At 40.9% G+C, this 13,450-nt stretch carries 7 protein-coding genes; 3 read left to right on the top strand and 4 right to left on the bottom strand.

Going from position 1 to position 13,450, the window contains the following annotated elements:
* The first annotated feature begins 613 nt into the window (after positions 1 to 613).
* Both B2W36_RS04775 and B2W36_RS04770 read left to right on the top strand, forming a co-directional pair.
* On the top strand, positions 614 to 2,020 hold the full coding sequence (locus B2W36_RS04775; protein WP_293879474.1) for a Gfo/Idh/MocA family protein: 1,407 nt from the start codon (positions 614 to 616) through the stop codon (positions 2,018 to 2,020).
* A 67-nt stretch (positions 2,021 to 2,087) separates the two neighbouring features.
* A complete protein-coding gene (locus B2W36_RS04770; RefSeq protein ID WP_293879475.1) occupies positions 2,088 to 3,125 on the top strand; it encodes a formylglycine-generating enzyme family protein in 1,038 nt (345 codons plus the stop codon).
* A gap of 44 nt (positions 3,126 to 3,169) precedes the next feature.
* Here B2W36_RS04770 and carB read toward each other — a convergent pair whose 3' ends face one another.
* A complete protein-coding gene (carB, locus tag B2W36_RS04765; RefSeq protein WP_209578755.1) occupies positions 3,170 to 5,989 on the bottom strand; it encodes a carbamoyl-phosphate synthase large subunit in 2,820 nt (939 codons plus the stop codon).
* Between the two features lie 262 nt (positions 5,990 to 6,251).
* Entirely contained in the window at positions 6,252 to 8,510 is a 2,259-nt protein-coding gene (locus tag B2W36_RS04760; protein WP_293879476.1) for a beta-N-acetylhexosaminidase, read from the bottom strand.
* 149 nt (positions 8,511 to 8,659) lie between these two features.
* On the opposite strand from B2W36_RS04760, the gene lipA reads away from it, so the two are divergent.
* The gene (lipA, locus tag B2W36_RS04755) at positions 8,660 to 9,541 is read left to right on the top strand and encodes a lipoyl synthase (RefSeq protein WP_293879477.1); all 882 of its coding nucleotides are present in this window, start codon (positions 8,660 to 8,662) and stop codon (positions 9,539 to 9,541) included.
* Positions 9,542 to 9,825: 284 nt separating this feature from the next.
* Here lipA and B2W36_RS04750 read toward each other — a convergent pair whose 3' ends face one another.
* Positions 9,826 to 12,486, bottom strand: a complete 2,661-nt coding sequence (locus B2W36_RS04750; protein ID WP_293879478.1) for an outer membrane beta-barrel protein — start codon at positions 12,484 to 12,486, stop codon at positions 9,826 to 9,828.
* Positions 12,486 to 13,391: a GLPGLI family protein gene (locus B2W36_RS04745; RefSeq protein WP_293879479.1), complete on the bottom strand. Its 906-nt coding sequence runs from the start codon at positions 13,389 to 13,391 to the stop codon at positions 12,486 to 12,488. Before B2W36_RS04745 ends, B2W36_RS04750 begins: the two co-directional genes overlap by 1 nt.
* Positions 13,392 to 13,450: the final 59 nt, after the last annotated feature.

The following is a 13,450-nucleotide window of genomic DNA, read 5'->3' as shown; positions in this document are numbered from 1 at the left end:
CTTCTTTCGTTTAACTACCTCCGTGGCCGTCGACGGGGCTGGTCCATCGGTCATGTTCCGCAACCGGCACTGTCCTCAGTGACGGTCCACTTTCTATGTGCTATCATTCGTATTTCCAGTAGTTGCTACACGAATCTTCTATAACTGTATCCGGTTAAAAGATGTAAATAGTTTATTCGTTCCGGAATATAGTTTCATGATCGCCATAACGGTAAGCAACATTTTTCATCGACAGGAACTCGCTCTTCTGTGAGGTATATCAGCATAGTATCCATCTAGACAATCTAGCTTCAAGGGACAACATGGCTATAATCGTAATTTGGGAATACAGATTTTATGGCGAAATAATTCGTCATGGCCAATAGCAGAAAGCAATAAATATAACAAATTAAGCAATCGTTTGTGTAAATTGAGCAAACGATTGCTTTCATATTTCATTTTTTATTTCGAAAAAAGTGCCCTATTATTGTCACAGAGATTAAGTTCTTTAAATAGAACCGAATAAAATCCACCCCAAAATGGATTTTTCTATTGACTGTTTAGTTTGTTTTAAAATAGGTGATTTTTTTAAAGGGACCAATTGGTCCCTTTAATTTTATATGAACTTTAAATTATGGATTCTAGAAGAGATTTTCTAAAAAAGGCCGGAATTTTGTCAACACTGGCTGTTTCACTTCCTACCTTGGTGAATGCCAATGGATCAGGAGAGTCGTTTAATATGTGCGGTTATGCAGCTCCTAAAATTGATAAGGTCAGGGTAGCAGTAATTGGACTTGGTATGCGTGGACCTGGAGCTGTTGAACGACTGTCTTATATTGAAGGTTGCGAAATTGTCGCACTTTGCGACAAGCATCTAGACCGGGTCGAACGTGCAACAAAGATCGTCACATCAAAAGGTTTGAAGGCTCCCAGAGCTTATTCTGGCGAAGATGGATGGAAATCGTTGTTAAAAGAGGAAAAGCTTGACCTCGTCTACATTTGTACTCCTTGGGACTATCATACTCCTATGAGCATTGCTGCAATGAAAGCGGGTAATCACGTGGCTTGTGAAGTGCCAATCGCATTGACGATAAAAGATTGTTGGGAGGTAGTAAAGACTTCGGAAGCGACTAAGAAACATTGTATGATGTTGGAAAACTGCTGTTATGATTTCTTCGAAATGCTCACGTTGAACATGGTACGTCAAGACTTGCTTGGTGAACTTATCCATGCCGAGGGTGCTTATATCCATGATTTGCTGGATCTGAATTTTGCAAAGAATGGTTATGATAACATGTGGCGCTTGAGAGAGAATATAAAACTGAATGGGAACTTATATCCTACGCATGGACTCGGACCTGTAGCGCAATGCCTGAATATCAATAGAGGGGATAAAATGAATCATCTTGTCGCCATGTCTTCGAATGATTTCATGATGGGTGAAAAGGCAAAAGAATTAGCCACCAAGGATTCTTTTTTTCAGGAATTTGTCGGAAAGAACTACCGCGGAAATATGAATACAACACTTATCCGTACCGCAAAAGGAAAAACGATTATGCTGCAGCATGATGTTACTTCTCCTAGACCTTACTCCAGATTACATACACTGAGCGGTACGAAAGGTTTTGCTCAAAAATACCCGACAGAAAATATAGCATTTGGCCATGAATTCATTTCAGAGCAAAAGTTAAAAGAGCTGTATGATAAATATACGCCCGAATTGGTGAAGTATATTGGAGAGCAGGCAAAACAGGTGGGTGGACATGGTGGAATGGATTTTATGATGGATTGGCGTCTGATTGACTGTTTGCGTAATGGATTACCGCTGGATCAAGATGTCTATGATGCTGCTTCGTGGAGCTGTGTCGTACCATTGAGCTTTGAATCTGTAGCGAAGAACTGCAAGACCGTTGATATACCGGATTTTACGAAAGGAGCGTGGAAAGATAACAATCCTGTCGACATTACGCTGAAAGGTGGTGGTAATACACCTATTCGTTCAAGAACTGCAAAAAAAGAAAATATACAATTGGGTGTATAGCTCGGTATGTTAGTAATTAATAAAAGGGGAACTTTTTAATGTTCCCCTTTTATGTTTATCTTTAATTATGTTATTCAATCTAACCCTAATGACCTGTTTATCGTTGTTTTCCGCAAATGATACACTTTCTTGTTGTGTTGGGGAAAATATACCAACGCGGGCGGGCATAATTAAATCCCAAATCAATAAGTTAAATAGAAATACCGCTGACAAGATGATATTGGTCGAGGGCGGAACATTTCTAATGGGGAGTTCGAATTTTGAAGATAGTAAGCCATTACATCGGGTTGAATTACATTCATTTTATATGGATGAGCACGAGGTGACAAATGCGCAGTTTGCAGCGTTCGTAAAGGAAACAGGTTATGTGACAGTGGCGGAAAGGGAACTGGATCCTCAGGATTTTCCGGAAGTTGATCCCAAAATGTTGGTCGCGGGGTCAGCCGTATTCTCCAAGCCCAAAGAACTGAATTCATTAAATAATTATCTGATGTGGTGGGAATACGTTCCTGGTGCAAATTGGCAGCATCCAGAAGGACCCAATAGCTCGATAAAAAACAAAATGAATCATCCGGTTGTCCAGGTTGCCTATGAGGATGCTGCAGCTTACGCGAAATGGGCAGGCAAACGATTACCTACGGAAGCAGAATGGGAGTATGCAGCAAGAGCACGGAACGATGCAAACGACGATCTATATTACTGGGGCAAAGATTTGAAACCTCATGGACAATGGATAGCAAATATCTACCAGGGACAATTTCCTATTCAGGATTCTAAAGAAGATGGATTCGAAGGAACAGCACCCGTTAAATCATTTCAGGCAAATGCGCTAGGGCTATATGACATGGAAGGAAATGTGTGGGAATGGTGCGCTGATTTATATAGACCCGATTATTATCAGCATAGTACAATTGCTAACCCCAAAGGACCACAAGATTCTTATGATCCGCAGGAACCAAATCTGGAGAAACGCGTTCAGCGCGGTGGATCATTTCTTTGCAATGATCAATATTGTGAAAGGTATAAAGCCGGAAGTAGGGGAAAGGGCGAAGTCAACAGCCCCACCAATAATGTTGGGTTTCGTTGTGTAAAAGATATCAACTAAAAAAGGCTTGCAATCGCAAGCCTTTTTTAGTTGATTAATATGCCTTATTGGGCATTCAAAAACATTGATTTTTTATTGTACAATTCTCTGAAATATGGATCTTGAAGATCTTTAATAAAGCGAATTGCTTCACCAGTTGATTTCATTTCAGGACCTAATTGTTTGTCCACCTCCGGGAATTTGTTGAAAGAGAATACCGGTTCTTTAATTGCAAATCCTTTCAGCTTACGTTCGATTGTGAAGTCTTTTAATTTATTAGCGCCCAACATGACTTTAGTAGCAATATTGATGTATGGAACATCATAAGCTTTTGCGATGAAAGGAACTGTGCGGGATGCACGTGGGTTAGCCTCGATAACATATACATTTTCACCTTTGACAGCAAACTGGATGTTTAGGAGACCACGGACATTTAACGCTTTTGCTAATTTGATCGAGTATTCTTCCATTTTGTCCTGAACAGCTTGTGACAAGCCAAATGGAGGCAATACCGCCGATGAGTCACCAGAGTGGATACCTGCAGGTTCGATGTGTTCCATCATACCAATGATGTGTACCTCTTCACCATCACAGATTGAATCTGATTCAGCTTCTTCGGCACGATCCAGGAAGTGATCGATCAGAATATGGTTTCCAGGAAGGTTTTTCAACAAGTTGACAACCGCTTTTTCTAAGTCTTCGTCGTTGATAACGATGCTCATTCCTTGTCCACCCAACACGTAAGAAGGACGGACCAATACTGGGTATCCCACTTCGTTTGCTACTTGTAATGCTTCTTCTGCCGATGTCGCGACACCGTATCTTGGATATGGAATTTCCAATTCTTTTAAAAGATCGGAGAAACGGCCACGATCTTCTGCCAAGTCCATGTTTTCGAACGAAGTACCGATAATTTTTACACCTAACTGCTCTAGACGTTCAGCCATTTTAAGCGCTGTTTGTCCACCCAGCTGTACGATAACACCTTCTGGTTTTTCTAATTCAATGATCTCACGTACGTGTTCCCAGAATACGGGCTCGAAGTATAATTTGTCAGCCATATTGAAGTCTGTCGAAACAGTCTCTGGGTTACAGTTAACCATAATCGCTTCGTAACCACATTCTTTAGCCGCCAATAAGCCGTGTACACACGAGTAATCGAACTCGATACCTTGACCGATACGGTTTGGACCGGAACCTAAAACGATGATTTTCTTTCTATCTGAAGAGATGGATTCGTTCTCTTCTTCGAAAGTCGAATAGTAGTATGGTGTTTGTGCAGGGAATTCTGCGGCACAAGTATCTACCATTTTGTAAACGCGGTTGATGCCTAGTTCCTTACGACGGTCATATACTTGATCTTCTGTTACATTGCCCAATAACCAAGCTATTTGTACATCTGAATAACCTTTTTGTTTTAAGGTCATGAAGAAATCGCGTGGAATATTATTCAATTGGTAACGACGCAATTCTTGTTCAAGGTGTACCAGCTCTTGGATCTGTACAAGGAACCATTTGTCTATACGGGTTGCTTTACGGATAGATTCCAAAGGAACACCTAATTCGAAAGCATCTTTAATATGGAACAAGCGGTCACCACTTGGATGCTCCAGACTATCCATGATCTCGTCTAAGTTTCTCCATTGACGACCGTCGGCACCTAAACCAGCGCGGCCAGTCTCCAAGGATTGACAGGCTTTTTGTAAAGCTTCGATAAATGTACGGCCGATTGCCATAACTTCACCTACCGCTTTCATCTGTAGACCTAATTCCTTGTTTGCTCCTTTGAATTTATCGAAATTGAAACGCGGGATCTTTACGATCACATAGTCTAACGTTGGTTCAAAATATGCAGATGTTGTTTTTGTGATCTGATTTTGCAATTCATCCAAGTTGTAACCGATTGCTAATTTAGCTGCAATCTTTGCAATTGGATAACCTGTTGCTTTGGATGCCAAAGCGGAAGAGCGTGATACACGTGGATTGATTTCGATGGCAATGATTTCTTCGTTTTCTGGATTTACAGAGAACTGAACATTACAACCACCGGCAAATGTGCCAATGGAACGCATCATCAGAATAGCCTGATTACGCATATCTTGGTAACATTTGTCTGATAATGTCATGCCCGGAGCAACCGTGATCGAGTCTCCAGTGTGAATACCCATTGGATCGAAGTTTTCAATGGTACAGATGATGATGACATTGTCGTTGGTATCACGAAGCAGTTCGAGCTCAAATTCTTTCCAACCCAATACAGCTTGTTCAACCAAAACTTCATGTGTTGGTGAAGCATGTAAACCTCTATTTAAGGCTGCATCAAAATCTTCTTTTCTGTGAACAAATCCGCCACCAGTACCAGCAAGGGTATACGAAGGGCGAATAACAAGCGGATAGCCAATTTCTTGTGCAGCTTCTTTACCTTCTAGGAATGAGTTTGCAATTTTGGATGTTGCAACGCCCACGCCAATATCAACCATTAATTGACGGAATTCTTCACGGTTTTCAGTTTTTTCAATGGCAGCAACATCAACACCGATAACTTTTACGTTGTATTTTTCCCAAAGACCTAGGTTGGAAGCTTCGATACATAAGTTCAAAGCGGTCTGTCCACCCATGGTAGGAAGTACAGCGTCAATGTTGTGTTTTTGCAAAATCTCTTCAATACTTTCGCAGGTTAATGGAAGTAAGTAGACATTGTCCGCAACAACTTTATCCGTCATGATTGTTGCAGGGTTTGAGTTGATGATGGATACTTCAATACCTTCTTCTTTCAATGAAAGGGATGCTTGAGATCCAGAATAATCAAATTCACAAGCTTGACCGATAACGATGGGACCTGATCCGATGATTAAAACCGACTTAATGGAAGTGTTTCTTGGCATTATATCTAGTTCAAAAAATTAAATTTCCTATTGTAAATCTGAGCAAAGACAATCAAAAATAGCTCATGGGGAAGGGTCATTCCGACTGCTTTGTCGGAGTGCAAAGTTACATTTTAAAATTTGAAAATTAAGTATTTATTTTAAGAATATTTAAAAAAAACATTTGGTTTGTTGGAAAGGTGCGCCTTAAAATGCAAAAACGAGTTGAAAAACATAAGTAAAATGTTCTCCAACTCGTATTGGATAAGGGTGTTCGATTTTATTAATAGACGATTATTTCGTCCGTAAATAGGAAGCCCTTTTTAGGGTTGCTCGCTTTGATTTTGATATAACGCGCTTGCTGTGCTTTGTCCAGCTTAAGTTCAAACCTTTTAAAAGTCAATTTTGATTCTTTATCGGAGATGTCATTTTTAATCGTTCCGACGGATCTAAAAGTACGGCCATTATCCGAAAGCAGCACTTCCATTTCTCCGGGCATATACACACCAGGTCCAATAAGCTGCATGAAATTCATGGCTACCAAATGTATTTCTTCTCTTCTCTCCATATCGACAACAACATCAATAGGGCTCGTGAATCCTTGCCATTGCCCATCATGATAGGAGAGCCCGCCCATGATTCCGTTTGTTAAGGTCGAATCTTTTTGTGCCGGATACCCCGACCATGGTGAATTGTAGGTTACCTTTTTTCCAATGGCGCGGTGGATATCAATAGCAAAGGATAGCGTAGGGCCTATTTTGATCGAATCTTGAAAATAAGCGGCATTGATATGTCCTGTTGAGCTCAATTCAAATGGCCCCGTATACGGTGTTGACTGGATGGTAGGCTCACTGCCATCTATCGTATATCGAATCTGATCTGTTTTAAGTTGTTCTGTTGTTAACGTGATTTTATTGTTGTTTTTTGCTGGATTGTATGTTGCCGTATAAGCGACATTATAGGAAGGACGATAATAGTTAACGTTCAGATCCTGTAATAGCTTGTAATGAGATTGTAGTCGTCGCTGAAAGTCTGTCCAGTTCTTCGCATCTTTGTTGGTCCAGTTGACCTCAGCCAATGCTAGCGCCCGTGGAAATACCATATATTCGAGATGTTCGGTGGTAGGGACATATTCTGTCCATATATTGGCCTGCGCACCGAGAATATGCTTGGCTTTATCTCCTTGTATGGCTGATGGAATTGGATCATAGGAATAGACCTTATCCAGAGTCAGATAGCCGCCGATGGCTTCAGGCTGTGTACGAGGGTCTGTCTGATAAGAATCAAAATAGAGGTGTGACACTGGAGTCATGATGACATCGTGACCGGCATTAGCAGCCTTTATGCCGCCATCTTCACCGCGCCAGCTCATGACCGTCGCCCCTTCAGTGAGGCCGCCTTCCAGAATTTCGTCCCAACCGATCAGTTTCCTCCCTTTGGATTGCAAGTATACGTCCATTTGCTTGATCGCATAACTTTGCAGTTCATCGACAGATTTTAATTCTTCTTTTTGCATGAGTGCCTGATCTTTTGGGCAGGTTTCCCAATGCTTTTTCTCGGCTTCATCACCGCCGATATGGATGTACGGAGAAGGGAATATCGTAAGGACTTCATCCAAGACATTTTTTAAGAACTCAAAGGTTTTTTCATTTCCGATACAGAATTCGCCTTGACTATAAGGTTTTCCTGAACAAGAGAGTTCCGGATAGACGGCCAATACTTCTTCAGAATGTCCTGGCATTTCAATCTCAGGGATGACATTGATTCCTTTTCTGGCGGCATAATCGACCAATTCGCGAGCCTCTTCCTGCGTATAGAAACCACCGCTGGCATTAGGTGTACCTTTGTCTACATACTGGCGACCATTATTCCACCAATCTTTCCAGCTTGTATGGGTACGCCAGGCGGCTTTTTGCGTCAATTCAGGATATTTTTTGATTTCAAGCCGCCATCCAGCGCCGTCGGTTAAATGCCAATGAAAGTTATTGAACTTATAGATGGCCATGATGTCGATATACTTTTTTACAAAGGATAAGGGCATAAAATGGCGCGATACATCGAGGTGTAGACCACGGTAGGTAAATCGAGGTTCATCAATAATTGTCGCAAAGGCTATTTTACCTGGGTCAGCTTGTAGGTAGCCTAATTGAATGAGGGTATAAATCCCATTGATAATTTGAGGCACATTCCAAGCCCTGAGCAGCAGGCCTTTTTCATCAATCTGGATGGAATAGGCATTTTTGCTGAGATTGTCTGCATCGACTGCTTTGATAATTCGGAAACCTTCTTTTGGTGCTTTTTTATTTTTCTTGAGTACTTCGACAGTTAAACTTTTAATGGCAGGATGTTCCGTAAGTAGCTGGGCCGCTTCCTGAAACTCATCTGAAACAATGACCGGGACATGCGCAGGAATGGTGTATGTCCCTGTAGCCAATATGATTTTCGAAGGTTTGGGTATAATGTCAAAGTTGGTTTGGGCCTGTGCAGCAAAGATGGAGGCACCCCCAAGTAACAATATGGATAAAGATTGGCTCAGTCGCATAGTTTTGTTGTTAGATTAATGATAACCAACACAAATATCTTAATTTTTGTTTCATTATTGCATTACCGCATACAATCGGTCATTTTTTATGATATAAAACCAACAAATTGACGGTTAGAAATTACATTTTTAATCCTTAACTTTGTTGTATGATTGAACTTCCAGTTATTCCGGCAACTCCTGCACAGCGCAAGCCTGATTGGTTGCGTGTCAAATTGCCTGTTGGTAAAGAATATAGACATGTCAGAAGTCTTGTAGACGAGCATAAATTACATACAATTTGTGAGAGTGGAAATTGTCCGAATATGGGCGAATGTTGGGGGGCTGGAACGGCAACCTTCATGATTTTGGGGAATATCTGTACACGTTCTTGTTCGTTTTGTGCGGTAGCAACTGGCCGTCCGCTAGCGGTAGATTTGGATGAACCAAATCGGGTGGCGAATTCGGTTAAGTTGATGCAGGTTAAACATTGTGTGATTACTTCGGTAGATCGCGACGATCTAAAGGATGGTGGTTCAATTATTTGGGCCGAGACCATCAACGCTATCCGCAGAGAAAGCCCTGAAACGACATTGGAAACACTTCTGCCGGATTTTAAAGGACAATGGGATAATTTAGACCGCGTGATCGCAGTTCGCCCCGAGGTTGTTTCACACAACTTGGAAACGGTTCGCCGTCTGACAAGAGAGGTTCGTGTTCAAGCGAAATATGATCGTTCATTGGAATGTCTGCGCAGAATTTCTGAAGCGGGTCTCCGTACAAAATCAGGCATTATGCTTGGTTTAGGTGAAACAGAAGAAGATGTGATCGAAGCCATGCAAGATCTATATGATGTGGGTGTACATATCTTGACTTTGGGTCAATATTTACAGCCTACAAAAGCTCACCATCCAGTTATTGAGTGGATCACACCGGCGCAGTTTGAGAAATATCAGAAAATAGGTTTGGAAATGGGATTCAAGTATGTGGAGTCTGGACCATTGGTACGTTCATCCTACCATGCTGAAAAACATCTATTCGATATGCAATAGAAAACGGTTTTAAAGTTTTTTGAAGGTATATTTCGCCTTATAGTGGAATTATCTTTGCACAATATAAAAAAAAGAAGCCTGAGTGATTTTTTTGCTCAGGCTTCTTTTTCTGCTTTTTTTATTAACCGGTCTGCCTCTTGGGTTTGAAGAAACCACTACTTATGTTCATCATTGATGAATTAACTAAAATAGTGGATTTCGATTGGAAGAGATTGGTCTATAGTTACATTAATAGGCCAACAATAGCCCATCGCAATTGTTTCTTTCCGATATGGTCTGAAGCCTTATAGGTTAAAAACTGTACGGAGTAAAACTGTTCTCCCGCGAAGTTCAAATTCATGTTGAGAAATCATATTGGCGGTCATCATATAGGTGCGATAGTTTTTGATATTGGCCAAATTATTCATTTCCAATTCGAAGTCCATTTTCCATTTGTTGACCTTATAGCGCGCAAAAAAGTCTATGAAGGTGTAACTTGCATTCTTCATGTCTGTTTGGAAAGTAGCGAGATTGCGGATGTTCACACGCATGAAGCCGTTTTGGAAGGGGTTAACCGGGAAGCCTATATTATGCATCATTGTGGTGGTTTTATTTTGGATCACATTGCCCAGCCCTTGTTGTTTACTCCAGCTCCAATTGAATAGTCCTGAATAGGAAATGTGATAAGATTGAAAGACTTTAGCTTCTATACTAGGCTGAAATTGATAGCTTATACTTCGAATAGGGACTAGGGCATTGTTTAACAATTGATTGTATTTGAAGTAAGAAATGCTTCCTTTTAGTTTGAGGGTACTTGCCAGGGGGAAAATGTATTTATCAAACCCGATCTGTGAAGACCATCGCTCCTGCAGGTTATCCATATTGACCAGGATATTTTCGGTGATGTTATTTTTTATAACGGAAGATAATATCGTGTTGGAAAGTGATCTTGAATAGCTGATACCAGCATGTGCAAATAATACTTTTAGGGTACGTGCGAGATTGTAATTCAGATTAAATGAATGCTTTTGAGATTCATTTAGCGCCGCATTATTTTGGCTCAGCATTCTATAATTACGTAATACTGCTCCGCGGTATATGTCTTCAATGTTGCCAATGTCTTGGCTATATTGATAGCTAAATTGAAGATAATCCTCCTGAGAAATTTGCCATCGCGCTTTTAGATTGGGATTGATTAGCAATGAATTTTTGGAATTCGTCAGCTGCTGGCTTTCATCTTCATAATGCGTAAATAGGTAGGTGACCGGAATATCCAGCTGGGTTTCAAACCTATTGTTTTTCCAGGAATATTGTGGTGTAATGAATGTCTGGGTTCTGTTCCAATGCAGATCATTATGCATCCTTTCGCCGAGTGGCCGACTACCTTGGTCATTGTCCGCTATGGTTAGTAAAGAGTTGAAATGTTGACGATCTGTATTGAATCCAATTTGATAGTACTGCTTTATTCTACCTTTATTGAAGCGATAACCTGTACTGATCTCTGTAAAAAATGAGGGTACATCAATTTGCTGAAGACTACTTTTATAGGGAATGCTATCGTTGAGTATTTCAGGAAAAACACCGGGATAGATCTGTAAAGACTGTGGCTTGCTGCCATAATTTAGAGACCAGTTAATAGCAATGATGTCGTTATTTTTAAGTTGCGGGATATAACTGAACAAGTTACTGAATCCCTTAATGTGGTGTTTTTGGAATTGGTCGATTTGGCCCGAAGAGTTTGTTAGCAATGCTGTTATATCTTTTTTTTCATACTCAAGTGATAAGCTATTGCTCGCATATTTCTGTTCCGTATTGGTGGATGCCGAAAGCCTGGCCGCGCCAAGCCACCGCGCTGTTTTTAGGTGATTTTGTTCATTAAAATAAACATCACCCTCATCGAGCAGGTATTGTGTACTGGAAGCATTATTTTGCTTGTCGGTATCGTATAATACCTGAATATTGGATTTTAATTGCCAGCCATTTTTGAGATTATATAAGTTATTGGTATTGAGTAAGCCTGTATTGTTGAAATAATAATTATTTTTAGGTATGTTGGGACTGCCTGTTGTACTGGTCGCCAGAAGATTATTGATTGCCGAGCTGCCAAATTTGGCCAATAAAGATGACTGATTGCCGCCGATGATATCCCCAGAAAGATCTTTACCGGTATTATTCCCGCTGAGGACATTGAGCATCTTTACTTTTTTGTTGAATAAGATGGAATTCAGTTCGGGATCGTACAGACTAGGGGGACCGGCAGCGATTTTAGCCTGTCCCGTGAGTTTTAACTTCGCTTCGTCTTTAATAACCAGGTTAATAGCAACGTCGTCTGTAAATCTTTTATTTTTGAGAACCTTATAATGTTCATGGTTGTCGAGCACCTGAATGTCCTTCACCATTTTGTGTGGGATAGTCCGTGTACCGATTCCATAGCGATTTTCCAATAGGTCGTCCCCGTCGATGTAAAGTTTAGAAACGGTTTTGTCCTGGTATTTAATAAGACCCGATTCAGTCACTTCCATGCCAGGAAGGCGCTTGATGACATCACCGATATTTCGGTCTTCTTCTTTGGCAAAAGAGCCAACATCGTAGGAGATGGTATCATTGGAACGGGTGACCTTTGGCTTGCTTTTTACAACGACATCTTGCAATAGATTGTTTTTTGGAAGGAGTATAATCCGGAGATTTGAGGTCTGAGAACCAAGTTTACGTTCAAATTTCTCATAGGTTAGGTGGTTGATCTGCAGGTAGATGTTTGTGTAGTCCTTCGTTAAGGTAACGGCAAAGCGACCCTCTTTATCCGTCGGTTTAAAGGCAATAATTTTATTTCCTGAGAGGATATTAACACTGGCGTAGGGTACAGTACGAAATGTTTTATCCACTTGGACTGTTCCACTAATCGTTTGCTGGGCAAAGATGCTCTGCCCAAGCAATACGACTATTAATAAACATAGAAATACTTTCATTAAGGCGTCAGCTCTATCGGATTATTGGTAACTTTTGAAGGTTTGTATTTATCGTCTTTTGAAATATTGAAACTCTTTATTTTTGACGGATCCAAAGCACCAACCGGGGAGCCCCCTCCAGAGCCGGAACTGGATTTAACCACGGCCATGTTTCCTGATGAACCTACACTGATGGTTCTGTTTTTTCCCGACTGCGCTTGCAGGTAGGCTTGCGGATTGGCTTTAAAGGCTTCCTGAATTTTTTTTACTTCTTCTGCAGTGGTTGTGATGACATTCTGCGGCAGAGCGACCGAGGTTTTGCCATCCTCAATTTTGTCGAATCCAGCGTAAGCAAAAATTACTTCATTTTTTGTGTCTCGGGCATCCAGGATTAGACCGGGAAGACCATGGAGTTTCCAGGGACCATAGGGAAACGGCAGTTCGGTTGTAAACCAGGCGATATAGGTTCGGCCTTTAAATGTTGTTTTTGCGTTCTGACAATGGTATCCACCAATCTCTTTCTGATCGCTCAGCATTTCCCAATCTTGTGTGGGGTAGGACTGTGGAATGGCAAAATTGTCGCTGGCAACACTAATCACTTCGGTCATTTTGTTTTGATTGGCGTCTAATAAATAGGAAGAACTTGATGGCGTAGAGCGCTTAGTAATGGTTAGTGTACCGTCGAAGCCAGGGCCCTCCATTTGTCTCTTGACCTCTTCCTGCATACGCTTGGTCGAGTAGGAAGTATAATAGCTTCCTTGTTGATTGAGGTAGGTAACAGTTTCGTCTCGTATAAATTGATCCAGTTGGGTGCTATCGTTTACATGTTTGAATTCGTAGTGAACCTTGGCAATAGCTGGGGCACTTTCTTGTGCAAATGATAACTGTGTCATGACAGCTAGTAGAAATGATAATGTATATTTCATAAAATTATGTTTATATCGTAAATGTACGAAATATTCGTAATAATCAAGATTTATTTCAT

The sequence above is a fragment of the Sphingobacterium sp. UBA3549 genome, from assembly GCF_002376635.1.
Taxonomy (GTDB): Bacteria; Bacteroidota; Bacteroidia; order Sphingobacteriales; family Sphingobacteriaceae; genus Sphingobacterium.
The sequence above is the reverse complement of the archived record's forward strand: the minus strand, read 5'-3'. Positions and strand labels throughout refer to the sequence as shown.

Coding starts and splice junctions, on each gene's coding strand:
- B2W36_RS04750 (WP_293879478.1), bottom strand. CDS start 12,486: ATGAAAGTATTTCTATGTTTATTAATAGTCGTATTGCTTGGGCAGAGC.
- lipA (WP_293879477.1), top strand. CDS start 8,660: ATGATTGAACTTCCAGTTATTCCGGCAACTCCTGCACAGCGCAAGCCT.
- B2W36_RS04760 (WP_293879476.1), bottom strand. CDS start 8,510: ATGCGACTGAGCCAATCTTTATCCATATTGTTACTTGGGGGTGCCTCC.
- B2W36_RS04770 (WP_293879475.1), top strand. CDS start 2,088: ATGTTATTCAATCTAACCCTAATGACCTGTTTATCGTTGTTTTCCGCA.
- carB (WP_209578755.1), bottom strand. CDS start 5,989: ATGCCAAGAAACACTTCCATTAAGTCGGTTTTAATCATCGGATCAGGT.
- B2W36_RS04775 (WP_293879474.1), top strand. CDS start 614: ATGGATTCTAGAAGAGATTTTCTAAAAAAGGCCGGAATTTTGTCAACA.
- B2W36_RS04745 (WP_293879479.1), bottom strand. CDS start 13,391: ATGAAATATACATTATCATTTCTACTAGCTGTCATGACACAGTTATCA.